This is a genomic window from Cupriavidus sp. GW822-FHT06G04, from assembly GCF_058799075.1.
In genome coordinates, this window is sequence record NZ_JBXALD010000009.1 from 84,977 (window position 1) to 111,806 (window position 26,830).

Consider the following 26,830-nt stretch of genomic DNA (forward strand, 5'->3'; position numbering starts at 1 on the left):
TCAGCGTCCTCCCCCGTGCACCGGGCACCTGGCTGGGCTGGCGCCCCGCTCGCGGCGCGCGTTATCCGGCATTTCCATCAATTCGGTGTAGAGCTCGCGATAGCTGCCGACCATCTGCTCCTGCGTGTAGTAGCGCTCCACGCGCGCAATGCCGGCCGCCTGCGCGGCGCGCCAGCGCTCCGGATGCTGCAGCAGCCCGAGCGCGGCCCCCGCCAGCGCGGCCGGATCGGCGATACGCACCACGTCGCCCGCGGCGCCCAGCGCAGCGTCGTCGCCGGGCAAGCCGAACACCAGTTCGCTGCACGACCCCACATCGGTGGTCACGCAGGGCACGCCAGCGGCGAAGCCTTCCAGCACCACCAGCGGCAGCGCTTCGGAAATCGAACTCAGCACGAGCACGCCAACCTTGGGCAGCAGTTCGTCGATCTTCTGGAAACCGAGGAATTTCACCTTGTCCGCCAGCCCGAGGCTTTGCGCCAGGCTGCGGCATTCGCGCGCATATTCCGCATCCTCGTCCTCGGGACCGGCGATCCAGCCTTCGGCATCGGGATATTCGCGCACCACGGTCAGCATCGCGCGGATGAACGTCTTGATGTCCTTGATGGGCACCACACGGCCGATCAGGCACAGCACTGGCGGCACGCCCGGCGCGCGCTTTTCGCGCAGCGCGGACAGGCGCGGCAGGTTGATGCCGTTCGGGATATTGCGCGTGCGCTCGGCCGGCGCGCCGTCCAGCACCTGGCGGCGTCGGTTGCCCTCGTACAGCGCCGTGATCTCGTCGCCAGCCTCGTAGCAGACCCGGCCCAGCGTTTCAAAGAAGCGCACCCAAAGTTCGCGGAAATAGCTGATCTGGGAAATATCGCGCTCGAAGATGTTCCGGTTGTCGCGGATCCACTGGCTCTGGAACAGGTCGATCTTGCGTTCCTTGGTGTAGATGCCGTGCTCGGACACCAGCAGCGGACGCCCGTTGCGATGCCGCAGCATCGCGCCCAGAAACCCCGCGTAGCCCGTGGAAACGGTGTGGTAGACCTTGGCCGGGATCAGGCCGTCCGCGATGCGCACCAGTTGCCAGAGCGGCTTGTGCATGATGCGGATGGTCCAGAAATAATCGGTGAAGGACGGGTCCGTGCAGAACTTGCGGTACTGGTCGGTGATGGTGTCCCACGCACGCTTGCTGTAGAGGAACGCGTCCTCGGCCAGCGCCCCGCCCTCGCGCAGCGCGGGCATCAGTTCGCGGATCAGCTCGCCGGCCTCGGCTTCCTTGCCCGGCTCGCGCAGCAGTTCATGCAGCGCGTCGGTCTTTTCGAACGCGCGCGCATCGCCGGCGGTGCCATGCACCATCGGCGGCGGCGGAAAGTCGTACAGGAAATGGGTTTCCAGATGCACCACGTTGTCCGGCAGCGCATAGACCATCTCGCCGTAGTCCTGCCTGCGGCTGCCGATGAAGACGATGCCGAAGCGGATCTCCGGAAACGCCCGGATCATCTGATTGACCCAGCTCGACACGCCTCCGCTCACATACGGGAACGTGCCTTCGAGCAGCAACATGACGTCGGCGGACGTCCCCTTGACCAGAATTTCGCTCATGATTGCCAGTACCGCAGCAGAGGCCGCACCAGCGGGAGCGGCGACGGGCTGTCGAAAGCCGCCATCAGCTTGCGCACGGCGGCATAGTCACGTTCCAGGTAGGCGGCTTCCGCCAGCAACGGCAGCACGCGTTCCCGGGCAAAGCCCAGTGTTTCGGCACGGGCCAGGAATTGGCGCGCCTCCGCCGGCGCATTGCGCGTCAGCGCCAGGCGCCCGCGCATGTACCACAGCGCGGCATTGCCATCGTCGATCTCCAGCGCGGCGCTGGCGTAGCGCTCCACCTGGCTGGCGGTATAGCGGTACACGTCGCCCTGCACCAGGTTCTGGTAAATCAGTTCCCAATAGAGATCGGCCAGACGCTTGTTGATCTCGCCGCGCGCCTGCGGCGAATCGGCTGCCTCGAGGCGCGGCAGTTCGGCCAGGATCTGCTGCGTCAGCTGCTTTTCGGCGCCATCGAGCATGCCGTAGGCCAGCAGGCGGATGTCGTCGGTGCTGTCGGCCAGCAGTTCGCGCAGCACCGGACTGGCCGTGCGGGCCGGCATCGACTGCATCGCCACCAGCGCGGTCATGCGCTCGGGCAGCGGTGCGCGCGTGTTGCCAAGCTGCGCGCGCAGACGCGCCCCGCCGCCGTGCGTCACGCGCTGGATCAGATGCGTGACGAACTGGGGCAGCGCCACCGACGCAATGCCGGCGTCATCGAGCCGCTTCGGGAACAGCTTTGCGAACAGCAGGCTGCCCAGGCACACCAGCACGCCGCCGAACGGCACCAGAAAACAGAAGGCGGCCAGGTAGGTGTAAGTCCAGCCGAATGGCGTGCGAAAGCGCCGCGGCAACATGCGCCACAGCGCCAGTCCCAGCAGCCCGGCCGCCAGCGCCTGCAATGCCAGGAACGACAGCAGCAGCGGCAGCCCCGTGCCGCCGCGGAACAGCAGCGCCAGTGCGGCGATCTGGACGGCAATGCCGCCGATGGTCAGCTTGCCCATGCGTCAGCCTGTCCGTGTCTGGCCCGCGGCCAGTGCTGCGCCAGCGTTCGATCCGGCATCCGCCGCGGCGGGGGTCGCGTTGCCGCCGTCCAGATGCAGCCGATGCAACAGGCGCACGAGCGCTTCCTCGGCGCCTGCGGCAGGCACCGCCAGCGAATAGACGCCGATGTGCGCGCTGGCGAAATCGGTGCCGAACTGCGCGCGCAGCATATCTTCGATGCGCACCAGATAGGCCGATACCGCCTGGCTGTCCGACAACGGCATCAGCGTCAGCATGGCGCGCTGGTGTGTGCCGCGCGCGGGCCATGCCACATCGAGCGCCCGGCTGCTGCGCACCACCTGTTCGAACAGCGCGTCGCGCGCCTCGTCCAGATCGAACACCAGCGCCACCACCGAACTCTCGATGCCGGTTTCGCGGCGCAGGCGCGACAGACGCGAATAATCGAGCGCAAAGGCGTACGGAATTGCCGGCGCCAGTTCCTGGATGCCGTGCGTGGCGTGCGCGTGGTCCACGCCATCGGCGTAGTAGCCCATCAGCACCATCAGCAACTGCAGGTTCTCGTAGGTCAGCGACAGGAACGGCATGCGCTCCACCACCAGCACGCCGATCAGGCGGTCCGATCCTGCCAGCACCGGAGCCACCGCCACGTAGCGCGTCTGCGCGTCCTGCTGCAGACCGGTCGAGCGCAGATGCGCCAGTTCGCGCGTGTCCAGGCAATGGCGCACCAGCGGATCGTCGATATCGAGCCCGATGGACGGGCCGATCGACGCCACCGCCTCGGGCAGGATCTCGTCGCCGCGGCACGCGAACAACGCCGCGCCTTCGAGCTGGCACGCCTGCGCCACCACCTGCAGCATCGGCTGCGCGCCGGCTAGCGCTTGCGCGTGGTTACCGCGCGCGGTGTCCTGCAAGGCCACCGCGCGCAGTTGCGACAGCGTATCGCGCAGCGTGGTCGGACGCGCCAGTAGATCGTTTTCAAGCCGGGCGTGCGAAATCCGCAGCAGATAGTGGTTCTTGGTCAGCGCCGACAGCCGCTCGTCCAGATAGCGGTTCACGGCACGGGCGCGCGCCAGGCGCGTGTTCCACACGTCGCCGAACTGTCCGGCCACCAGCACCATCAGCAGGCCGCCCAGGAAGAACATGCGCGGGAACGCTTCGTGCGCGCCGAGGCTGTCGAAGAAGAACCAGCCGCCCAAGAGCATCAGCGTCGCGCCGACACCGACCAGCGTGCCATAGCGCAGCGCAAGAATCATCGGCAGCAGCCACGCCCACGGGAATCCCATGCCCAGCAGCAGAGGATTCTGCGGCAATGCCAGCCACGCGGCGGCCATCACCACCGCCATCACGACGATCATCTCCAGCACGGCTGCGGCCCCGCCTCCCGCGGGCGCCAGCCAGCGCGCATAGCGCCCGCCAAGGCCGATGCCCTGCCCCTGGCGCGTTCTTTCCGCGGTTTTAGCCACGCTTGTCACCCGTCCTTTTTCGACTCAATCTCAACCTTGCATCAGCGGCGACAGCAGGCGGCGCAGCAGCTTCTGCGCCACGCCCGACAGCGATTCGCGGCTCCAGCCGGCGTTGCTGCCGGTGGCCGACCACACCACCTGGCCGGTCGCCACGTCGATCAGTTGCAGCGAAATGCCCACCGCCGGTTCGCCGTCGACGCCCACCTTGTAGCGCCATTCCTGCACCGCGCCGGTCAGCGCGTAGCGGGCGCGCTCGCTGCGCGCCCATTCCAGCGCCTTGCCCACCGCTTCACGCTCGGCGGGCTCGAACAGCGTTTCCGGATTCAGCGCCGCGGGATAGCGCTTCAGGTTGGCCACGCCGCCCGTCTTCAGCAGCGATTCGGCGATGGCCTCGGCGCGCAGGCCGGCCTGCGGCGTCTCGGTGTAGTTCACGATCGGCAGCACGGCGACGGTGTCGCCGGGCGCCATCTGCGGTGCGCGGCCCACGTCCGTCACGGCGCAGCCGGCCAGCCAAAGGGCTGCACCGAGCGCGCCACACCATGCCACCAGCCGGCCCATGCGGGTATTGGTCCTGTTCATCTTCGATCCCCCTCGTTACCTTGAAAACTTGATCATCAATAGAGCCAGCGATAGCGCAGGCCGACTTCGGTCAATGGCGTACCGCCGGTGCGGGACGCGGTTTCGTGCAGCACATACAGCGACAAATGGTCGTTGCCGAACACCGATCCGGCCACGCCCAACTGGCCGCGGAAGTTGTGGCCCGCGCGCGAGTCGTACAGCGCGCCGGCTTCCATGAACGGCCGCCACTTGCGCGTGTAGTCGTCGATCAGGTCGGTGCCGAAGCCAAACAGCACACCGGCCTGCGTAAAGCTCTGCGGCATGTAGAACGCCGGCGTCGCCTCGTCGTCACCGGCCGGCAGCAGCCGCTGCATGGTCGGCGACAGCGTGCCGCCGTTGGCGCTGTAGATCGCACGCGTGCCCACCACACGCACCGTGTAGTCGGGATACTGCGTGCGGATGCGATAGCCGGCTTCCACGTCGTAGACCATGCCGTGGCCCAGCGCGGTGCGGTCCTGCCCGTAGAACTTGCTGTACTGCACGCGGCCGCTGACGAATTCGCGCAGCCCCAGCCGCCACGTCGCGCCCAGTTCGGCCACGTCCTTCATGCCGCCCACGCGCAGTTGCGACGATTCGTCGGCCTGCTGGTTGTAGCCGATCGTGCCCGTGTACGACACGCGGCCTTCCTGGTTCCAGTTGCCGGTCAGGCGCGCCGTGGTGACGCTTTGCAGCCCGTCACGGCGGCCCACGCCCAGCAGCCAGCGCTTTTGCGTGTCGCGATAACCGAGCGCAAGCTCGGCGCGGCGGTCGGTGCCCGGCACGTTATCCAGCGTCGTGCGGTCCGTGCTGCGCTGGTCGCGGAACACGCCGCGCAGATTGACCGAGTAGCCGTCCCACAGGCGTGCGCCGCCCGCCAGGCTGTACTCGTAGTATTCGAGCGGCTTCTGGTGCTGGAACGTGACGCGCGGCTCGATGGCCTGCGCATTGAACAGCAGCGCATCTTCAAGCGTTTCCTGCAACGTGTCGTCGCTGCGCGCCACATCCTGCGTTTCGAACGCTTGCGTCTGCGCGGCCGACAACCGGTCGAGCTGAAGATTGGCCTCGATCTGGTTGGCCACCGGCACGCGGCCCGCCTGGCGTTCCATGATGCGGTCGAGCCGGTTCATGTCGTTCTGGTCCAGCGCGATCGCGACCTCGGCGTAGGCCGGGCGCTCCAGCGTGCGCACGTACTGGCGCGCCAGCCATGCCCGCGCCAGTTCGTTCGACTCCGACGACATGGCCCACGCCAGCGCCACTTCGCGGCTGGCCGCGGCGTACTGCTGCTGGCGGCGGCCTTCGCGTTCGGCCAGCGCGGCGGGCGGCGCCGCTTCGAGCGGCGGCAGGCCCGGCACGTTGCCCAGTTGCGAAGGCGATTTCGGATCACCGGGCGCAGCGCGGCGCGCGGCCGTTTCAGCGCGGTCGCGGCGCAGCATCTCGATCACCAGGGTGCGCGACACATCGCCAGATGCAAAGATCTGTCCCAGCGCCACTTGCTGGCGGCGCAGATCGACGCGCGCCGGGCCACCCTGGTTGTCCTCTTCCTCGCCGTCGGCAGCCTGGTCGTCCTCGTCGGGGTCGACCGCGCGGACCTCGGCGCCCTTCAGGCCCGACGCCGCCCACTGGCCATGGAGATCGACCCACGCCTGCTTGCGGATGCGCCAGGCCGTGGAAGACTGGCCAATTGCCTCGTATGCGTCGGCGCTCAAGCCGAGCCAGAGCGGATCGGCGCTCTTGCCCTGCTGCATCTTGCGCAGGTAATGCAGCGCAGTGCGGCCGTCCTGGAAGCGCATCGCACCGGCGGCATAGGCGCCCCACAGGCCCGGGTCATCCTCGGCATCGGGCTTGAGACGCTGCATGACCGCCCGGACCTCGCTGTCGGTGCCCATGTCGACCAACGCCCACAGCAGCGCGGCGTAGGTTTCGCTGTCGGCATCGCGCTGGCCCACGGCGTGGCGCAAATCCGCCAGCGAACGATCGCGTTCGCCGGTCAGGCGCCAGTATTCGGCGCGACGGGCGAGGAACGCGGCCGACGCTTCGGCCTCGCGCAGCTGCGCGGGCGTGAGCGTCGCCAGCAGCCGTTCGATGCGGATATAGGCGTGGGCGCGCGTGTAGTAGTAGACCGCTAGCTGCAACGAATCGAGCTTGCCGTTCTTGCGCCAGCCGGCTTCGGCGATGCGCCCGGCGTCAATCGGCGAACGGTCGTAGTACTGGATCAGGTTCGAGAAATCGGCTTCCTCGGTATCGCGCACCTCGTCCAGGCAGTCATTGCGCGCCGGCCCTTCGGGCATCTTCAGGCAGTGATCGTCGTGCGTCTGCGCCATAGCGATCATCATCTGCCGATAGCCATCCTTGAGCAGATCGTCGCGTTGCGTGAGGCGCGCCAGTTCGGTGTAGGTGCGCCAATACAGCAGGTCCTGCGGGCCGGCATTGCGGCGCGCGGGCAGCATCGCATCCATGGCCGGCTGCAGCCTGCCCTTCACATAGAGCAGGTTGGCGCGCTTGAGCGCATACAGCGGCCGCGCGCCATAGCGCTTTTCGAGCTGGCCATAGAGTTCGAATGCGCGGTCGTCGCGCCCGGCGCGCTCGGCCAGTTCGGCATTGCGCTCCATGATCTGGCGGCCGTTGGCGCCGCCGGCGAGCGTATCGAGAAACGCCATGGCCGCGACCGGCTCGCCCAGCCGCTCGTAGGCCGCCACGACCTCGTCGACCACTTTCAGATTGCCGCCGGAAGCACGATGACGCAGGGCGGCCAGATAGGCGCGATCGTCGTTGAGGCCCGGCGCCAGACGCATGACGTTGTTCCATGCGCGCTCGTCACCGGTGGCCTGCGCGTATTCGAGCCAGCTTTGCAGCGCCACGGTGGGCTGCCGGTTCCATTCGGCAACCTGCGCCAGACGCTCGCGCCAGACCGGTTCGCCCGGCAGTTTGCGCACGGCCGTCTGCGCCACGTTCTGCGCCTGATCGAGCTTGCCAGCGGCCAGGAACACGCGATAGGCGAGATCGTAGTCGTCGGCGTTGAACGGTTTGCCTGCCGCGACGGCGGCTGCCACTTCGGCCTTGGCGGCTTCCTGCGCCTGGGCCTGCGTCGGGTTGCCGACGACGGGCGGCGCCGATGTCGATGCCGGCGCGGCCTCGGCTGCCACGCGGCGCATGCCGAAGGCGTCCATCCGTTCGCGCCGCGCCACGCCGCGCGGACCATCGAGATACACGTAGTCGCGTGCGGCCCAGGGCTCGGTGTCCGATACGCGGCGCACTCCGGCGCGCGCGGCCTGTTGCGCCTGATCGCGGCGCAATTCCGCCAGCGCCAACTGTGCCGCGCCGGACGGCCTGGCGGCCGACAGCCTGAGCAGCCGCTCGACATATTTCGCAGCGATATCGGGCTTGTTGGCGGCCAGCGCGAGACGAGTCAGATAGCGCAACACGTCCGGGTCATCGAGCAGCTTGCCGCCGCGACGCTCCGCTTCGGTGAGCGCTTCGTCAAGCAGATTGCCCGACTGCAGCGTCTGCAGCGCCTGCAGGAACAGCGTGCGCTGCTCGTACAGGTTTTTCGAACGCGCCTGCGCGTCGAACAGCGCCTGCGACGCATCGCGATAGTTGCCGCCGGCCAGCGCGATGCTGGCGAGCTGCCGGTTGTAGAAATCTGCGTTGGCAGGATCGCGCACGCCCAGCGCCCGGAAAAACACGTTGGCGGCTTGGGCGTCGCCAATCTGGCGCGATTGCGAGCCCAGCGTCTGCAAGTCGGCCAGCGTCCAGCGGCGCATCGTCTCCGGCGCGGCGGCCTGCGCGAGCAGTTCTTTCATCTGCGCCAGACGTTCGGTGCGCTCGGGCGATTCCGGCTGCGCCGCGTAGGCGCGCTGCTGCGTGATCTCGATGCGCGTGCGCAGGATATGGCCAGTGAGATCCTGGCCTTGCACGGCCTGCATGCGTGCCAGCATCTTCTCGGCGTCGTCGAGCCGGCCGCTGCGCGCATATTGCTCGGCCAGCACGCTCATGAAACTGGTGTCGTCGGGCGCCACGCGCGACCACGCCTCCAGATAGGCCACGGTCAGGCCATCGACCGCGCGGCCCTGGCCAAGCAGGCGCTCGCGCAGCGTTTCGCGCGGGAACATCAGCGCCAGCCCCACCCCCACCATCGCGGTAAAGGTCAGAACCAGCGCCGGCGGCAACAGCCGCTCGCGCTCAGGCGCCGCAGCGGACTTCGACTTGTTGCTGGACATGGATCGGATCATTGACCGCAGGCGTATCGAAACGCAGCGTATTGTTGTTGTCGCGCACGCCACGGGCCGGCTTGCCATCGATGGTCACGCTGCACTGGCCGGCATTGGCAAGCCGGAAGAACGGCTTGTAGTAGCCGGAAAACTGGAATCGGGTGGTATTGCCGTCGCGCTGCCAGTCGCGCACCAGGCCGTTGGCCTCGGGCAGTTCCGGCACGGCGCGCGTGGCGGTGGAAACGACACGGAAGCGTGCGTTGCCGCCGTCGAGATGCACGTACACGCCACCGCCGGGCGCCGCCGACGACCCGGTCACGCCACGCGCGCTGGCCACGTCGGGCACGCCCGCGCCGGTCCAGCGCAGGTTGCGCAAGTTGCCATCGCCACGCACCAGCCAGGCGCCGCTTGCCGGCGCGCCGGCCGCGCCATCGCCCAGTTCGCGCGCCACCGCCATGCCCTGCCAGTCCAGCACCTTCAATACATAGTCGGTGGAATGGATCGGCAGCACCGGCTGCTTGAGCGCGTAGTCATACACGGTGCGCAGCGCCTTCAGCGACGCCACCTTGGTGCCCGAATAGCTGTGGTAGTAGATATTCATGGCCTTGAAACGGTATGGCTTGTCGGTCAGCTCCCAGGTTTCCACCAGGCGCTCGAAACCGTAGTACGGGCCATGCCACAGGTTGGTGTAGATGTTCTCGTTCTGGTTGGTGGCGAAGACCTGGAACGTGTCGTCGGCCTTGTTGATGCCCAGCGGCGCGATGGCGGTCCAGGTGGGATTGCTGCGCGTGATCATGGTGTCGCCGCCGTTCATGTTCAGCACGCCGGCCGCATCGGTCAGCTTCAGCGCCTCGGGCGGCGCCTGGCAATCGCCGGGCCACAACAGCATCTTCACGGGCTTGTTGGGCGACAGCACGCGATTGATATAGTCGATCGAGCCGCCGATCTCGCGGTTCAGGTCCATCCTGTAGCCGGGAATGCGCAGGTGGTAGTCCTCGTCGCCCTCCACCACCTTGGCGTCGCTCTTGCCCGCCACGGTGCGCTGCCATTCGAACGGATGCGAATACGTGTGGCTGGCCACCTCGACATAGGGCTGCGCGAAGATCTTGCGCGCGATCGGCTCCAGTTCGGCCGACAACTGCGGGTACATGCCGGCCTTGCCGACTTCGCCCTCGATCACCGACATCGTCATCGGCAGGCGGTAACGGTCGAAGATCTCGCGCAACAGCACCTCGCCCGCATAGCCGCCGCCGGGAATCTCGGCCTTCGACGCAAACCCGTCGCCGTCGATATGGATGGTCAGCAGGCGACGGCCGTTTTCGGTGGTGGTGTCCGGCACCGGCATTTGCGGCAGGCGCAGCGCCTCACGCAGGAATTCCAGCGGCTGCACGACCCAACGGTCCTGATCGTTGGCCGAATTGGTGCGCACCGTGTACGGCGGGCTCACGTAGCCGCCCCACGGCATGATGGCGGCGGCGTCGTACGTCAGCGCGCCGGAGCGCAGGCGCAGCAGAGAACGCGTATTGGGCGCGTCGTCCTGCACCTGGATCGGCAGGGCTTCGGTGCGATCGGGCGCCACCGGTTGTTCGAAGCCCATCATCTTGTCCTGCGACACGATCTGCACCGGCCCCGCCACACGGCCCTTGACCGTCTTCAGGTTCAGCATGCGCGCCATGGCTCCGGCCGGCTGTGCGCCGAAGCCGTTCATGAACGCAACCGGAATGCCCTGGCCGATCCGCTTCTCGATCCATTCCAGGAAACGGCCCGGGTTCTGCGAAAAATTGCCGTTGGCCCACACCACCACGCCGGCGTAGCGATCGGGCGTGATCTCGGGCAGCACGTCGCGCGTCTCGGCAAAATCGACGCGGTAGCCAAGATAGTTCAGCGGCATCGAGACGAAGCGCACGCCGGCGCTGTCGTCGATCAGTTCGCCCTCGCGGCGCTCCTGCACCACCAGCACGCGGCGCGGCAGCACTTCGATGCGGCCCACGCCGACGGTCTGCAGTCCGGGATCGGTGACATACGGCGTGATGCCAAGCGCGTCGATGCGGCGTGCCGTATCGCGCTGGCAGACGCGATCCGTCGGCGGGCAGTAGTCGATGGCGATCAGCGGCAGCTTGTATTGGTCGCGAATGACGCGCGCCTGATTCATCAGCCAGTCGCGATCCTGCTGGCTGACTTGCGTATAGGCGCGCTGCGCCTGGTTCCAGCCGCGGAACAACGATTCGAACACCACGCCATACGCTTGCGCATGCACTTGCGGCAGGATTTCGAAGCCGCGGTTGAACAGCAATTTCGCGTCGGGATAGCGTGCCTTGATGGCCTGGATCACGCGGACCATGCCCGCTTCCTGCCGCGCGCGCTCGGCGTCGGTCTTGGCCACCAGCTGGTACGAATCGAGCGTATCGAGAAAGAAGCCGCGATAGCCGCGCTGCCACAGCGGCGCGATCACGCGGTTCACGTAGAACGCCGGCCAGCCTTCGGCCGCCTGATCGACCACACGCGCATTCCAGGCATCGTTGCTGCCGTTCAGCCAGGCTTGCGGAATGTCCTTGAAGTACGCGCGGCTGGGCAGCACCTCGCCCACGCTGACATAGGCAAACCAGGCGGTGTTGGGCGTCTTGGCCTGGCGCGGGTCGAAGCCGCTGTCCGGTTCGACCACGGCCACGTCGAAGGCCTGCAGCAGATCGACCGGCGGCCGGGCGCCGTAGTGGAACGCCACATTGGGGGCCGCAGAAGCCGCATCGGCAGGCGGCGTCCGCGGAGTCTGGGCGATGGCCTCGGCCGACGGCGTCAGCGATCCCAGCAGCACGCTGCCCAGCGACGCCACCGCGGCCACCGCCAGCATCGCATGGCGGCAGATACGTCCCAGCGAACGCGTGTGAGCGCCCTGGTCAACCTTTTGGAAAAGCCCCCGGATGATTCGCTGCAATCGCTTCACTGGCTGTTGTCCGCTTCGTTGTTGGTGGTCGTGCATGCGGTGGTCTGGCGCGTTGCCAGGTACCCGTCCCGGCAGAATCTGACCCAGCATTATGCCGATTTCGGCATACGGAACTAGCATTTTTACTAGTTTTTCAGACAGGTCGGATGCTAGGCCATTCGGATGGAGGAGATTGTCAAAAATTGTGCCGGTCGCGCCTTGTCACGACGCGGACATGGGCGTGCATTACCCTGCCGGTCCCAGCCGGGACAGCGTTTGACAATCCGTGCGAAATGGCGGCGAAGCGTTGCCCGCCAGCTGCGCTGGCCGTCGCCGTGGGCGGGCGTCCGAACATTGCTGGACACCGCCCTTGAACTAAGAATCGACTGACATTGATGTTCCCCGTATCAGGCCATTGGCGCTTTTCGGCGCCCTTGTTGCGACGTGCGCGCGTGACTGCGGCCGCCGCGTTGTGGTTTTGGCGTCATTCTCCGCACATCATCCATTGGTAGCCATAGTCCATATGGAGTAAGCAATACGACGCTGAATCGTGGCAGACGCCGGTGCCGGAATCCGCGATACCCTGTTGTTTGATACCGGCTTCCGATACTGGGGATATGGAAATACGCCGCATATCAGCCGCCCACCCAATCTGATGTCAGACAAATCTGGAATTCGATGTAGAAAAATTTAATATCTGCTGTTTGCATGCCGAAACACCGTTAGGGGCTTAGTCTGATTGACACACGAAAAAAAACCGTCAGAATGGCTCCTCGCATGTGCACCGGCCTGTAGCGTTTTGCTTTTGGTTCGTAGTGGGCAACATGCTTTGTCGGGCAATTACGCTCATCTGAAATTCAAGGTTGGATAGAGAAATATGGAAACCGGTACCGTTAAGTGGTTCAACGACGCCAAGGGCTTCGGCTTCATCACCCCGGACGCAGGCGGCAACGACCTGTTCGCGCATTTCTCGGCGATTGAAGGCAATGGCTTCAAGTCGCTGAAGGAAGGCCAGAAGGTCCGCTACGTCAAGGCCATGGGCCAGAAGGGCGAGCAAGCCACGAAGATCCAGGCTATCTAAGCCGGATCGCCGGGCAGCTTATCTGGCCTGGGAAGCCCCGCTTCGGCGGGGCTTTCTGTTTTTTGCGGCTCATAATGTATTACCTTGCTGACGTTTTGCCGAAGCGACCATTAAGCCTGCAATCGGGTTCGACGGTCGGCGCGTCCATCGCCATGCTGATTTGCACGATGAATATCGTGCATGCCCAGTCAATGCCTCCGACATTGCGTAACTTTGGCAACGATCCGTTCGTAAGAATTTCCCAGGCGATTGCCGATTGCCCGGAGCCCGCCGGCCCGCGAATTTCAGAAGCGCAATGGAAACGCGAGGCGCATCACCGCATCGAGCAAGGCAATCACTGCTATGTGGAAGGCCGCTGTCGCTTAGCCAATGCGTATCAATATGACAACGATATTGCCGAAGCACTACAGCGCCGGCTCGATACCCTGAGCCGCTCACAGCCTGCCTGGCAAAATAGCTCGCTGTGGATCACGGTAAGCGGACGCCGGCTGACGGTGCAGGGATGCGTGGCGCCGGGATTCAACCGCTCGTCATTTCTGAGTGCATTGCGCGAAATTGCCGACGTCGAGCAGGTCATCGACCAGACCACGAGCACGCCCGCGCGTGGCGTTCCATACACTTTATATGACGACTCCGTCACAAATTCGTCGAATCGGTGAAGTTGCTATAATCGCCGGACTTTAAAAACCCCGAATCCATGCCGTCTCCGGGGCATCCGCTGCGGCCATGAACTCACTGGCGCAGAGGAATCTGCCAACCGGAACGGCCGAACCCAAGCGTGCCGAGGAAATCTGTGGCCGGTACTGAAATCGCAACGCCAGGCGGCCCGCTCGCCGGACCCGCCGTGTCTTCCGGAAGCTCGTTCCACACCGCCATGCGCATCCTGCCGCCGTCGCAGCGGCAGGCCATGTTCGAGATCTACGCATTCTGCCGCGCCGTGGACGATATTGCCGACGGCGACACCCAGCACGCCGACCGTCTCGCCGCGCTGGAACAATGGCGCACCGACATTGCCGCCTGCTACGCGGGCCGCGCGCCGGCCGCGCTGCGCTCGCTCGACGAGCAGATCAAGGCGTTCAACCTGCAGCAGCAGGATTTTTTCGACGTGATCGACGGCATGATCATGGATGTCGTGGCGACCATCGTCGCGCCGGACGCCGCCACGCTCGACCTTTACTGCGACCGCGTGGCCAGCGCTGTGGGCCGTCTTGCCGTACGTGTGTTCGGCCTGGAAGAGCAGCCCGGTATCGAACTGGCGCACCACCTGGGCCGCGCGCTGCAGCTGACCAATATCCTGCGCGATCTCGATGAGGATGCGGAGATCGGCCGGCTCTACCTGCCGTCCGAAGCGCTGGCCGCGGCCGGCATTCCGCTCGGCTCGCCGCGCGAGGTGATCGATCACCCGGCGATCGAGCCGGTGTGCCGCGGCATTGCGCGCGACGCGCAGGCCCACTACGACGCTTCGGCCGCCATCATGGCGCGCTGCCCGTCGCGCGTGGTGCGCTCGCCGCGCATCATGTACGACGTGTATCACGAGATCCTGACGCGCCTGCTGGCCCGTGGCTGGCAAACGCCGCGCGCGCGCGTGCGCGTGCCCAAGACGCGGCTCGTCTGGATCGTGCTGCGGCACGCCATTGGCTGACCGCCCTGTTTCACCGACGCTCGCGGCTGCCGCCGCGGCGTCGCCAAGAAAGAAGTGCCCCCCGAATTGATGAACCAGGCTGCTACGATCACACGCTCACAGGACGACACGGTGCCGATTGGCACCGCCCACCGCCCTGCTCAACCGTCCTTGCCCGATCCGCTCGACGCCGGCATCGCGCACGCCGTGGACACGCTGCTGGCGCAGCAGCAGGCCGATGGCCACTGGGTCTACGAACTCGAAGCCGATGCCACCATTCCGGCCGAGTACATCCTGATGGTGCATTACCTCGGAGAAACCCCGGACCTGGTGCTCGAAGGCAAGATCGCCAACTATCTGCGCCGCATCCAGAACCGCGATGGCGGCTGGCCGCTGTTTCACGCTGGCGCGTCTGACGTCAGCGCCAGCGTGAAGGGCTACTTCGCGCTGAAGATGGCCGGCGACGACCCCGAGGCCGAGCACATGCGCCGCGCCCGCGCCGCGATCCACGCGATGGGCGGCGCCGAGGAAAGCAACGTCTTCACGCGCACCCTGCTGGCCTTGTACGGCGTCATGCCGTGGCAGGCGGTGCCGATGATGCCGGTGGAAATCATGCTGCTGCCGGAGTGGTTTCCGTTCCATCTTTCGAAGGTGTCGTACTGGGCGCGCACGGTGATCGTGCCGCTGCTGGTGCTGAACAGCCTGCGTCCCCAGGCGCGCAATCCGCGCAAGATCGGCATCGACGAACTGTTCGTGCGGCCGTGCCAGGCCACGCGCCTGCCGCGCCGCGCGCCGCACCAGAGCCCGCTGTGGGTTGGCGTATTCCGTGCGCTCGACGCCGTGGTGCGCGTGGCCGAACCGTTGTTTCCGCGCGCCATGCGCCAGCGCGCGATCGACAAGGCGCGCCGCTTCACGCTGGAACGCCTCAATGGCGAAGATGGCCTGGGCGCGATCTTTCCGGCGATGGTCAACGCGGTGATGATGTTCGACGTGCTGGGTGTGCCGGCCGACGATCCCGATCGCGCCATTGCCCGCAAGTCCATCGACAAGCTGCTGGTCGTCAACGATGACGAAGCGTATTGCCAGCCGTGCCTGTCGCCGGTGTGGGACACCTCGCTGGCCAGCCATGCGCTGCTGGAAGTGGGCGAGCCGCGCGCCATCGCCGCCGCGTCGCGCGGGCTGGACTGGCTGGTGCCGCTGCAGGAGCTGGAACTGCGCGGCGACTGGACGGTGCGGCGCCCCAACGTGCGTCCCGGCGGCTGGGCCTTCCAGTACGCCAATCCCCATTACCCCGATGTCGACGACACCGCCGTGGTGGCCGCGGCAATGGATCGCGCCGACCGCGGCGACCGTTCCAATCGCTATACGCCGGCCATTGCGCGCGCGTGCGAATGGGTGATCGGCATGCAGAGCAGCAACGGCGGCTGGGGCGCGTTCGAGCCCGAGAACACGCATCTGTACCTGAATAACATTCCGTTCGCCGATCACGGCGCGCTGCTCGATCCGCCCACGGCCGACGTCTCGGCGCGCTGCCTGGCCATGCTGTGCCAGCTCGGCCAGATGCCCGCCAACAGCGAACCGGCCGCGCGCGCGCTGCGTTACCTGCTGGACGAACAGGAAGCCGACGGCAGCTGGTTCGGCCGGTGGGGCACCAACTATATCTACGGCACGTGGAGCGCCCTGTGCGGCCTGAACGCGGCCGGCATCGGCGCCGATGCGCCCGAGATGCAGCGCGCCGCGCAATGGCTGGCGTCGATCCAGAACGAGGACGGCGGTTGGGGCGAATCGGGCGACAGCTACAAGCTCGAATACCGCGGCTATGAAAAGGCGCCGAGCACCGCGTCGCAGACCGCCTGGGCCATGCTCGGCATGATGGCCGCCGGCGCGGGCCATCACCCGGCCGTGGCGCGCGGCGTGGAATATCTGCTGCGCACGCAGGCCAGCCACGGCCTGTGGGACGAACCGTACTTCACCGCGGTGGGATTCCCGCGCGTGTTCTACCTGCGTTATCACGGCTATTCGCGCTTCTTCCCGCTGTGGGCGCTGGCGCGCTTCCGCAATCTTTTGCGCGACGGTCATCACGCCGTCGCGTGGGGACTGTGAGCGCCGCGGCCACGCTGCAATCGCCGGTCCTGGCGGTCAGCGGCATGGATTTCGAGGCACGCATCGCGGCCGGCCCGGGCGTCGAGACGCTGTACGGCCATCGCGACGCGATGCTGGCACGCGCGCTGGACGCGCGCCTGACGCAAGGCTGCGCCGGCGTGATCAGTTTTGGCGTGGCCGGCGGCCTCGACCCGAGCTTGCCGCCCGGCACGGTCATCGTGGCCACCGCCGTGCGCGGCGGTCAGATGTCGTACAGCACCTCCCCCTACTGGACCGCGGCGCTGCGCCGTGCTTTGCCCCACGCGGCGAGCGGACTGTTGGCCGGTTCCGATACCCCCGTGACCACCGTGGCCGACAAACTGCGGCTTCATGAAGCGCACGGCGCGCTGGCAGTCGACATGGAATCGCATATCGCCGCGCGCGCTGCCCAGGCACGCGGCATTCCTTTTGCCGCACTGCGCGTGGTCATCGATCCGGCAGACCGGCCCGTGCCACCGCTGGCCGTGGCCGGGATGGCCGCCGACGGCAGCACCGACATCGCCGCAATCGTGCTGGGACTGCTCAAGGCGCCCCGCCAGTTGGGCGGCCTGCTGCGGCTCGGACGCGACGCCGCGGCGGCAAAATCTGCGCTGACTGCGGCCCGCCGCGCCGTGGGCGCGGACTTTGCCCTGACCGAACTGGCGCCGGCCTAGGCTTTTCCACGCCGCATCTGCCTGAGCGCGGCTGCGTCAGCGCGGCACCCTTCCCATCACGCGTCCATCGCCGCTCCCGGGCGCGCATTTCATCGTCCCCTTCGCCAAACTTTTTTGTCCTGCGCGCCATCGCGTCGAGTGTCGACCGTCGCGCGTCGTGGGCGCCTCACGGTCATCCATGACGATCGACCGACCGCCGCCTCCGCCTCCGCCTCCCGCTTCCCGCTTCCCGCTTCCCGCTTCCCGCTTCCCGCTTCCAGCAAGGATCCCCTGCCGCCATCGCCTTCCGTCCGCTGCGCCCCGTCCGGCACCGGCGCGCGGCTGCCATCCCTTGACGGTTTTCCATCCTTGACAGCTTTACCGGCTGCTTCTATTCTCCGTTTCATTCTTTCTTTAAGATCGTTGTTCTATCTTACAGAACGACAAATAACGGAGACCCCATGCCCCGCCCTGTCTGCCCCGCACGCCGCGCGCTGGTTCATGCGCTGATCGCAGCCGCCGCCGTCCCTGTCATGCTTCACGGCGCGCCCGCCATTGCCGCCGATGCGTATCCCGCGCAGCCGATCCGCCTCGTGGTGCCCTTCCCACCCGCGGGCGGCACCGACGTGCTGTCGCGGCTGGTGTTCAACAAGGTCGGCGCGGCCACCCACTGGACCGTCGTGGTGGAAAATCGCGCGGGCGCAGGCGGCAATATCGGGCTCGACTCGGTTGCCAAGGCGAAGGCCGATGGCTACACCATCGGCATGGGCCAGACCGCCAACCTCGCGATCAATCCTTCGCTGTATCCGAAAATGCCCTACGACGCGACCAAGGATTTCACGCCCGTGGCGCTGGTGGCGGCGCAACCGGTGGTGCTGATCGTGCGCCAGGATTCGCCGTATAAGACGCTGGCCGATCTGGTGGCGGCCGGCAAGGCCAAGCAGTTGTCGATGGCGTCGGCGGGCACCGGCACGGTCGGCCATCTGACCGGCGAAATGTTCCAGCGCCGCGCCGGCATCAAGGCGCTGCACGTCCCGTACAAGGGCGCGTCGCCCGCGCTGACGGACCTGATGGGCGGCCAGACCGACTTCTATTTCGCCACCCCGCCGATCGCCATGCCGATGCTCAAGGCCGGCAAGCTGCGCGCGCTGGCGGTAACGTCGACCAAGCGCGTGGCGCTGCTGCCGAATGTGCCGACCGTTGCCGAGCAGGGCTACGCGGGATTCCAGGCCGAGGACTGGAAGGCGCTGGTGGCGCCGGCGGGCACATCGGCCGATGTGGTGGCGCGCCTCAATGCCGAAGTCAACAAGGCACTCAAGGACAAGGACACCATCGCCAGGCTGCACGACGAGGGCAGCGAGCCGCGCGGCGGCACGCCTGCGGAGCTTGGCGCTTTCATCAAGACCGAGAACGCCCGCTGGGGTGCGATCGTGCGCGAATCGGGCGCCAAGGTCGAATAAATCTTTTTCACGCAGGATCGTTATGCAAAAGCCGCTTCGCAATATCCGCGTGCTCGACCTCACCAACGTGCTGGCCGGGCCCTTCTGCTGCCATCAACTGGCCCATATGGGCGCCGAGGTCATCAAGGTGGAAACGCCGGGCACGGGCGACCTGGCGCGACAGCTCGGCGCGGATGCGGAACTGAACCGCAAACTGATGGGCGTGTCGTTCCTTGCGCAGAACCCTGGCAAGCGATCGATCACGATCAACCTCAAGCATGCGCGCGGCAAGGAAGTGTTCCGCAAGCTGGTGGCCAGCGCCGACGTCGTAGTCGAAAACTTCCGGCCCGGCGTGATGACGCGCCTGGGCCTGGGCTTCGACACGCTGAAGACCGTCAATCCACGCCTGATCTATTGCGCGATCTCGGGCTTCGGCCAGGACGGCCCGCTGTCCGACCTGCCCGCCTACGACCAGATCATCCAGGGCATGTCGGGCGTGATGAGCATCACCGGCGATGCGCAGAACGCGCCGCTGCGCGTCGGCTATCCGGTATCGGACACCATCGGCGGCATGACCGCCGCGTTTGCTATCGCCGCTTCGCTGGCCGATACGCAACGCACGGAAGGCTATTTCCTCGACGTGTCGATGCTTGAGGCGACGATGGCCACGATGGGCTGGGTCGTGTCGAACTATCTGATTTCCGGCAAGCAGCCGGTGCCGATGGGCAACGAGAACATGACGGCCAGTCCTTCCGGCACGTTCCGCACCGGCGACGGTCCGCTCAATATCGCGGCCAACAAGCAGGAACAGTTCGAAGCCGTGTGCCGGGTGGTGGGCCGCCCGGACCTGGCTGCGGACCCGCGCTTTGCCGAGCGCCAGGCGCGCCTGGCCAATCGCGCCGCGCTGACTGCCGAGCTGGAGGCCGAATTGGCGAAGAAACCGGCCACCGAATGGTGGCAACTGCTGAACGATGCGGGCGTGCCGGCCGGGCCCGTGATGCCGGTGCCCGACGTGCTGGCGCATCCGCAGGTCAGCGAGCGCGGCATGATCGGCGAATTCACCGATGTGCCGGGCGTCGGCCGCGATATCCGCCTGGTCCGCACCGGCTTCAAGGTCAACGGCGCGGCGCCGTCGGTGGACACCCCGCCGCCACAACTGGGCCAGCATACCGACGACATTCTTGGCGAACTCGGCTATGGCGCCGACGACATCGCCGCACTGAAACAGGAGCAAGCACTGTGAGCGATACCCCCGACATCGACGCCGGCCAGCAAGCATCGCAAGACTGGTGGCGCACGCGCATCATCGACATGAAGCCGGGCGAGATCCGCTACCGCGGCTATCCGATCGAACAACTGATCGGCAACGTGTCGTTCGCGCAGATGATCTGGCTGATGCTGCGCGGCGAGCTGCCCGAAAAACGGGCCGGCGCACTGCTCGATGCCGCGTTGATGGCGGCGGTCGATCACGGTCCGCAGGCGCCCAGCATCGCCATTGCACGCATGGCCGCGACGTGCGGCGTGGGGCTCAACAACGCGATGGCCTCGGCGGTGAACGTGCTGGGCGATGTGCACGGCGGCGCCGGCGAACAGGCGGTGGAGCTGTACCACGACATCGCGCGCCGCTACGACGACGGCATGCCCTTCGACGACGCCGTTGCAGCGGGCCTGGCGCACTACCGCGACCTGCACGGCAAATTCGTGTCGGGGTTCGGCCATCGCTTCCATCCGCTCGATCCGCGCGCGCCGCGCCTGCTGGAACTGGTCGACCGCGCTGCCGACGAAGGCGTGGTGTCGGGGCGCTACGCCGCGATTGCGCGCGCCGTCGAGGAAAAGCTGGGCGAAGGCCGCGCCAGACCGATTCCGATGAATATCGATGGCGCAACCGCCGTGATCTATGCGGAGCTGGGCTTTCCCGCGCCGCTGGCGCGCGGCCTGTTCTGTCTGTCGCGCTCGGTGGGCATTCTGTCGCATGCATGGGAACAGACCCAGCAAGGCGGCCGCAACAAGGGGCCGATCCCGCGCCAGTTCATCTGGACCTACGACGGCGAACCGCAGCGCGACGTGCCTGCGGGCGACGACGGATCGGCATGACCGGCGCGCCGCCCCGCGCGCGTGGGCGGCGCCTCAATGGAAATCGCGGCTGCCCACCATGAGGCGGCCCAGCAGCGGGCTCAAGTCCACCAGTTCCTGCGCCACCAGGTGCCTGACGTCGCCCTGGCGCTGCCAGGTGCCGATCACGCCCAGCAGCGTGGCGCCCAGCACTTCCTTGCGCTGGCGCTCGACCAGATCGGGCCAGATGATCACGTTGACCGATCCGGTTTCATCCTCGATCGAGCTGAAGATCGTGCCGCTGGCGGTCGACGGCCGCTGTCGCACCGTGACGATGCCGCATGCGCGCACGCGGCGGCCATTGCCGCAACGCGACAGCTGCGCGGCCGTCATGTACTTGAGCGCCGCCAGCCGGCTGCGCAACAGCACAAGCGGGTGGCACTTCAGCGACAAGCCCAGGCTCGCGTAATCGGCGGCAACGTCCTCGCCAATCTTCGGCCCGGGCAGCTCCAGCGCGTGTTCCTGCGGCGGCGCGCCGTGCAGCAGATCACGCCGTGACATCTGCACGGCCGCACCGCGCGCATGCCAGCGCGCCTGGCGTCGATGTCCGGCCAGCGACAGCAGCGCATCGGCCGCGGCCAGCACGTCGATATCGTGCGCATCGAGCGCGGCGCGGCGCGCCAGATCTTCCACGCCGTCGAACGGCCGCTGCGCGCGCGCGGCCTCGATACGCAACGCCGCCTCCTTGCGCATGCCCTTCACGCGGTCCATGCCCAGCCGCACATCGCGAAAGCGCTGCCCCTCGCGCCGCGCCTCGAGCGTGCTCTCCCAGCCGCTGATCGTCACATCGACGGGCTGCGTCACCACGCCGTGACGGCGCGCATCCTGCACCAGTTGCGATGGCGAATAGAACCCCATCGGCTGGCTGTTGAGCAGCGCACACAGGAAGGCGTCGGGGTAATGGCATTTGATCCAGGCGCTGACGTAGACGAGCTTGGCAAAACTGGCCGCATGGCTTTCCGGAAAGCCATACTCGCCAAACCCCTCGATCTGCTTGCAGATGGCCAGCGCGAACGATTCAGGATAACCGTTCGTGGTCAGCGCGCGCACCAGCGCGTCCTGATGTTTCTTGAGATCGCCGCGGCGCCGCCATGCCGCCATCGAGCGCCGCAACTGGTCCGCCTGCCCCGGCGAAAAGCCGGCGGCCTCGATCGCCAGTTGCATCACCTGCTCCTGAAAGATCGGAATACCCAGCGTGCGGCCCAGCACGCGGCGGATCACGTCGTTGAAGTAGGTGGGCAGACGCCCTGTGCGACGCAGGTCCTCGCGCCGTTTCAGATAGGGATGCACCATGCCGCCCTGGATCGGGCCGGGCCGCACGATGGCCACTTCCACCACCAGATCGTAGTACTGGCGCGGCTGCAGACGCGGCAGCATCGACTGCTGCGCGCGCGACTCGATCTGGAACACGCCCACTGTATCGGCGCGGCAGATCATGTCGTAGGTGGCATCGTCGGTTTCCGGCAGGTCTTCCATGCGCGTGGGCAGGCCGGCGCGATCGGGTTCGGGATTCGGGATCATCGCCAGCGCGCGCCGGATCGCCGTCAGCATGCCCAGCGCCAGCACATCGACCTTGAGCAGGCCCAGCGATTCGAGGTCGTCCTTGTCCCACTGGATCACGCTGCGTTCGGGCATGGCGGCGTTCTCGATCGGCACCAGCCGCGACAGCTTGCCGCGCGCGATCACAAAGCCGCCCACGTGCTGCGACAGATGGCGCGGAAAGCCGCGCAGTTGTTCGGTCAGGCTGGCCCATTGCTGCACGGCCGGCGAATCGGGATCGAGCCCGTAGCGCGCGATCCGTTCGACGAACGCGGTGCCGCCATCCCACCACGCCTGCCCCTTCACCACCTGCTCCACCACGCCGGCGTCGATGCCGAGCGCGCGGCCCACGTCACGCAACGCGCTGCGCGCGCGATACGTGATCAGCGACGCGGCCAGCGCCGCGCGATCGCGCCCGTACTTGCGGTAGATGTACTGGATGACTTCCTCGCGCCGCTGGTGCTCGAAATCCACATCGATATCGGGCGGCTCGTCACGCTCGCGCGAAAGGAAGCGGCCGAACAGCAGGTTGGCCTGTTCGGGGCTGACCTCGGTGATATGCAGGCAATAGCAGACCAGTGAATTGGCCGCCGAGCCGCGTCCCTGGCACAGGATGCCCTCCTGTCGCGCAAAACGGACGATATCGTGCACGGTCAGGAAGAACGGCTCGTATTGCTTTTCCTCTATCAGCGCGAGTTCTTCCTCGATCTGCTTTTCCCACTCCGGGGCCATGCCGTGCGGAAAGCGCTCCGCGATGCCGTGCCGGACTTCCTGGCGCAGGTACGCGATCGGCGTCAGGCCGTCGGGCACCAGTTCCTCGGGATATTCGTAGCGCAGCGCATCGAGCGAAAAGTCGCACGCGGCGGCGATCCTCAAGGTCTGCGCCAGCGCGTCGCGCGGATAAAGCCGCGACAGCACCTGGCGCATGCGCAGATGCGCCTCGGCATTGGGCGCCAGCGCCATGCCGCAGGCGGGCAACGGCTGACCCAGCCGGATCGCGGTGAGCACATCGGCGAGCGGTTTGCGCGATCGCACATGCATGTTGACCGCACCCGCGGCCACCAGCGGCAGGCCGGTTTCCTGCGACACCTGCTGCAGGCGCGAGCGGTGCAGCGCATCCGCATGCCGTTGCAGCAGTTCCAGCGCCATCCATGCGCGATCACCGAAAACGCTGCGGCACCATTGCGCCTGCGCGCGCAGCACGTCGATATCGGCGCAGTAGTCTGGCAGCAGAATCGCCAGGCAATCGGGCATGCCGCGCAGATGCGCCTGCTCCGGTTGCGGCGCGGCGATATCGGCGGGATGCAGCAGATAGCTGCCTTTCTCCGCACGCATACGGCCCAGCGTGATGAATTCGCAGAGATTGCCGAAGCCGTTGCGGTTTTGCGCCAGCAGCACCAGGCGCAGCGCCGGCATGGCGTGTTGCGCGGTGGCAGTCAGCGTGAAGCGGCTGCCGAGAATCAGATTGAAGGCGTCGGCCGCGGCGGCGCGCGCTTCCAGCATGCGATGGCGGCGCGCCGCGGCATCGGGATCACCGTCGGGATCAAAGCAGGCGTCTTCGTCGCTGTCGTCCGGCATGTCGATACCGGCCGCCGCGCCCGGCCCATCGCCGCGCCTCGCTCCGGCCGCGTCGCCAGCCGGCCCTGCCGCCTGTTCTGCGGCCTGTTCGCCGCCGTACTTGCCGTCCCTTCGGTCGTCCCGTTCGTCGTCCCGCTCGTCAGACGCCATCTCGTCGGGTGCCGCCATGCCGGCCAGCCAGGCATCGACCTCATCGCTCTCGCTGTCCTCGCCCGGCGCCTGCCCTGCCGCCAGACGCCGTGCGCTGCGCGTGACGGCTTCCCACATTTCCTCGCGCAGCGTCTTGATGGCGTGGTGGGCGCGCGCCGTGCCGGCCACGGAACATTCGTCGGTCATTGCCAGGCCGCTGTAGCCAAGCTGGAAGGCGCGTGCGATCAGTTCCTGCGGATGCGACGCGCCGTCCAGGAACGTGAAGTTGGAAATGCAGTGCAGCTCGACGTAGTCGGGCAACGACGGCAGCAGCGAAGACAATGCGGGCAACATCGCCGGTCCTTACGCAAACAGGCCGTGCAGGAACCAGCGGTATTCGCCGCCGTCTTCCTGCCCATCGCGCATGGGCCGGCCCGGGCGCTCGCGATACACCCAGCAGCGCAAGCCGTCGGCGCGTTCGGCAATAAAGTAATCGCGCGTGGCCAGCGCGCCATCCCACCAGCCGGCTTCGATACGCTCGGGGCGCGTCAGCATCACCAGCGGGCCATCGTGCACAGGCCGATGATGCTGCACGCGCAGCGGCAATGGCGCTTCGAGCAACCAGAGCGGACGCTCGGGCGGCAAGGCCTGCGCCGACGCGCCGCGCGCGGGCGTCTCGTCCACAGGGCGCCACTGGTTGGCGCATTCGGGACGATGATCGGCCAGCGGATGCGGCTGCAATACGTTATCGCGGCCCAGGCGCGCCACCAGCGTATCGATCAGGCGGCCCAGTTCGGCCGGCTCCGCGCCCGGTTCCGGAAACAGCGAATCGCTTTGCGGCACGCAGATTTCCATGGCTTCCACGCGCAGCGCCAGGCCAGCCACCGGCGCATGGAAGCGGACCTTGTCGAGCTTTTCGCGCAGCAGCTTCGAAAGATGCACGGGGTCGCGGCTTGGCTGCGCCAGGCCCAGATGCACCGCGGTGCTGTCGATTTCCTCGCCCAGCCGATAGCGCTCGTGTTCCAGCATCAGCACGCAACGCGTGACCCCCGCCTGCTGCGCGGCAAGCCAGCCCGACAACGCCAGCAGCAGGCGCTGCGCGCCGGCCAGCACCCCGTCGGCCGATTCGATACGGCCCGGCAATTCCATGCGCTGCGCAAACGTGGGCGGCGCCTCGAACCACGCAAAGCCGCTGGGCGCCTTGCCATAGGCCTGATCCAGGCGCGCCAGCAGGTCCGTGCCGATGCGGCGCGACAAACCCGCGCGCGGCAGGCGTCGCACCTGGCCCAGCGTGCCGCAGCCGATGCCTTCGAGCCATTCTGGATCGGCCAGCGTGCGCAGGCATTCCACCGGCAGGCGGTCCAGCAGCCGCGTCATGCGCGCGGCCTGCACCGCACGCCGCGCCGGCCTGACAATGCCGCGCGAGGTCTTGCGCAGCGGCTGGCGCGCCAGCCACGCCGCGCCTTGCGCCGTGGTGCCGCTGCCGATCTGCGCAAACGTGCCCAACTGCCGCACGCGCGCGCGGATCGCCCGGCATAACGCGCGATGGCCGCCAAACAGGCGCAGGCTGGCCGTCACGTCCAGCATGACCGTGGCGGATTCGGGGTCGGGATCGATCGTCACGGCCGGCGTGAAATGGAGCAGCGTCAGCGCCACCGACGTAGCCAGCGCCGCCTCGGCCGCCGCATCGCGTTCGATCTGCACCACGTCGGCCGACAACGCCTGCACGCCGCCGCGCCGCATGCCATAGCGCACGCCCAGTGCCGCGGCCGGGCCATTGGCCAGCACCACGCGCTCGTGCTCGATCACCGCCACGGGCAACTGCTGCAGCGTGCCGGAGGCGGAAGCCGACGACATGCCGGCAGGCTCAGGCCAGTTCGGCTGCAGCGCGTCCAGCGACAGGCGCGGCAAATGCACCGCGATCCAGTACGTCATCGGCAACATGATGGGAACTCATCGGCATGGCAGGCGTGACAGGCGTGGAAACCGCGGGCGCACCGGTGCGTTGCGGCACATGGGCCATGCCTTCGAGCGGCAACAGCAGCGGCGTGTCGCGGACCGGGCCGCGCCGCTTGTGAAAAACGATCGACATGAGATTGCCGGGCAGCGGTGACAGCGCCAGCCGCAATACCGCCGGCGACGATTCGCGCAGGACCCGGAGCGGACGCAGCACCCACACCACGGCATCGCCGGCCTGCGCCAGCACCTGCAGACGCCGCAGCGCCTCGGGCCGCGCGTTGGCCAGCCAGACCAGCATCGCGCCAAACGCCTGACTGCGCAGCATCTGTTCGGCGGACCACAGCATGTCCGTGCGCTGGGAAGCGAGGGTCGCCGCCGATGTCGGCCGCACCCAGTACAGCTGGCGCGCCGGCAAGCCGCCCGACACCAAACTGGCGGCATTGGGCAGATAGGGCGGATTGACCAGGCCGATGCGCCGGCCATCGGCGGCCAGCGTGCGCAGCGCGGGCATCAGCAAGCGCAGCTCGCCCGCACCATCCTGCCCCAGCAGCAGCTCGGTCACGGCGCCAGCGGGCCAGCCGCCGCCGGGCAGCTCGGCGCTCAAGGCGTCATAGCCGGTGGCGCAGACCGGCAGCCGGCCGGCGCGGCCAAGCTGGCCCGCGCGCCACAGGCCGGGATAGCGATGTTCGAGTTCGCGCACCGATTCGCGGGGCGCGACGGATGGGGGCGTGTGGTCCGCCATGGCTGGCGGTTCCACAAGCGGCAAGGCGGTCATGGTGGCAAGGGCCGCGCCGACGAAGCGGCGCGGCATGGCAATTCGTCTAGTACTGTATGTTTAT

The 26,830-nt window shown here is 67.2% G+C and carries 17 protein-coding genes; 8 read left to right on the forward strand and 9 right to left on the reverse strand.

Translation table 11 applies throughout. The features are described from left to right. The 6 genes from pelF to AC1RKI_RS20330 are packed head-to-tail and all read right to left on the reverse strand — an operon-like array spanning position 1 to position 11,687. Positions 1-1,587 (reverse strand): GT4 family glycosyltransferase PelF, encoded by a 1,587-nt coding sequence (gene pelF, locus AC1RKI_RS20305; protein WP_150979973.1) that lies wholly within the window; start codon positions 1,585-1,587, stop codon positions 1-3. After that, positions 1,584-2,570, reverse strand: coding sequence for a tetratricopeptide repeat protein (locus AC1RKI_RS20310; RefSeq protein WP_061957328.1), 987 nt, complete (start codon positions 2,568-2,570; stop codon positions 1,584-1,586). The genes pelF and AC1RKI_RS20310 overlap by 4 nt, the downstream gene beginning before the upstream one ends. A 3-nt stretch (positions 2,571-2,573) precedes the next feature. Further along, entirely contained in the window at positions 2,574-4,043 is a 1,470-nt protein-coding gene (locus AC1RKI_RS20315; protein WP_407648894.1) for a PelD GGDEF domain-containing protein, read from the reverse strand. 21 nt (positions 4,044-4,064) lie between these two features. After that, entirely contained in the window at positions 4,065-4,613 is a 549-nt protein-coding gene (locus tag AC1RKI_RS20320; protein ID WP_061957327.1) for an LpoB-related protein, read from the reverse strand. Positions 4,614-4,648: 35 nt separating this feature from the next. Beyond that, complete coding sequence (locus AC1RKI_RS20325) at positions 4,649-8,848, reverse strand: tetratricopeptide repeat protein (protein WP_492796915.1); 4,200 nt, start codon at positions 8,846-8,848, stop codon at positions 4,649-4,651. Further along, a complete protein-coding gene (locus AC1RKI_RS20330; protein WP_492796983.1) occupies positions 8,811-11,687 on the reverse strand; it encodes a bifunctional glycoside hydrolase/polysaccharide deacetylase family protein in 2,877 nt (958 codons plus the stop codon). Before AC1RKI_RS20330 ends, AC1RKI_RS20325 begins: the two co-directional genes overlap by 38 nt. Before the next feature lie 949 nt (positions 11,688-12,636). Between AC1RKI_RS20330 and AC1RKI_RS20335 the strand changes: the two genes are divergently transcribed. The 8 genes from AC1RKI_RS20335 (at position 12,637) to AC1RKI_RS20370 (ending at position 20,768) form a co-directional block, all read left to right on the forward strand. Next, the gene (locus tag AC1RKI_RS20335; protein ID WP_008650922.1) at positions 12,637-12,840 is read left to right on the forward strand and encodes a cold-shock protein; all 204 of its coding nucleotides are present in this window, start codon (positions 12,637-12,639) and stop codon (positions 12,838-12,840) included. 74 nt (positions 12,841-12,914) lie between these two features. Further along, positions 12,915-13,499 carry a BON domain-containing protein gene (locus AC1RKI_RS20340; protein ID WP_407648893.1) on the forward strand — a complete coding sequence of 195 codons (585 nt, stop codon included), beginning with the start codon at positions 12,915-12,917 and terminating at the stop codon, positions 13,497-13,499. 134 nt (positions 13,500-13,633) lie between these two features. Then, positions 13,634-14,482 carry a presqualene diphosphate synthase HpnD gene (gene hpnD / locus AC1RKI_RS20345; protein WP_492796912.1) on the forward strand — a complete coding sequence of 283 codons (849 nt, stop codon included), beginning with the start codon at positions 13,634-13,636 and terminating at the stop codon, positions 14,480-14,482. 69 nt (positions 14,483-14,551) lie between these two features. Beyond that, a complete protein-coding gene (gene shc / locus AC1RKI_RS20350) occupies positions 14,552-16,564 on the forward strand; it encodes a squalene--hopene cyclase (protein WP_061957323.1) in 2,013 nt (670 codons plus the stop codon). Next, entirely contained in the window at positions 16,561-17,256 is a 696-nt protein-coding gene (locus AC1RKI_RS20355) for a phosphorylase (protein ID WP_227461313.1), read from the forward strand. Before shc ends, AC1RKI_RS20355 begins: the two co-directional genes overlap by 4 nt. 440 nt (positions 17,257-17,696) lie before the next feature. Further along, positions 17,697-18,695 (forward strand): Bug family tripartite tricarboxylate transporter substrate binding protein, encoded by a 999-nt coding sequence (locus AC1RKI_RS20360; protein ID WP_423782064.1) that lies wholly within the window; start codon positions 17,697-17,699, stop codon positions 18,693-18,695. 22 nt (positions 18,696-18,717) lie between these two features. After that, positions 18,718-19,917 (forward strand): CaiB/BaiF CoA transferase family protein, encoded by a 1,200-nt coding sequence (locus AC1RKI_RS20365; protein ID WP_492796909.1) that lies wholly within the window; start codon positions 18,718-18,720, stop codon positions 19,915-19,917. Continuing rightward, entirely contained in the window at positions 19,914-20,768 is an 855-nt protein-coding gene (locus tag AC1RKI_RS20370) for a citryl-CoA lyase (RefSeq protein ID WP_061957320.1), read from the forward strand. Before AC1RKI_RS20365 ends, AC1RKI_RS20370 begins: the two co-directional genes overlap by 4 nt. A gap of 33 nt (positions 20,769-20,801) precedes the next feature. Here the strand turns inward: AC1RKI_RS20370 and AC1RKI_RS20375 are convergent, their stop codons facing one another. Genes AC1RKI_RS20375 through imuA form a run of 3 tightly spaced genes read right to left on the reverse strand, consistent with a single transcriptional unit; the run spans position 20,802 to position 26,766 of the window. Next, positions 20,802-24,386: an error-prone DNA polymerase gene (locus AC1RKI_RS20375; RefSeq protein WP_492796907.1), complete on the reverse strand. Its 3,585-nt coding sequence runs from the start codon at positions 24,384-24,386 to the stop codon at positions 20,802-20,804. Positions 24,387-24,395: 9 nt separating this feature from the next. Continuing rightward, the gene (locus AC1RKI_RS20380; protein ID WP_492796981.1) at positions 24,396-25,967 is read right to left on the reverse strand and encodes a Y-family DNA polymerase; all 1,572 of its coding nucleotides are present in this window, start codon (positions 25,965-25,967) and stop codon (positions 24,396-24,398) included. Continuing rightward, complete coding sequence (imuA, locus tag AC1RKI_RS20385; protein ID WP_492796979.1) at positions 25,900-26,766, reverse strand: translesion DNA synthesis-associated protein ImuA; 867 nt, start codon at positions 26,764-26,766, stop codon at positions 25,900-25,902. The genes AC1RKI_RS20380 and imuA overlap by 68 nt, the downstream gene beginning before the upstream one ends. Positions 26,767-26,830: the final 64 nt, after the last annotated feature.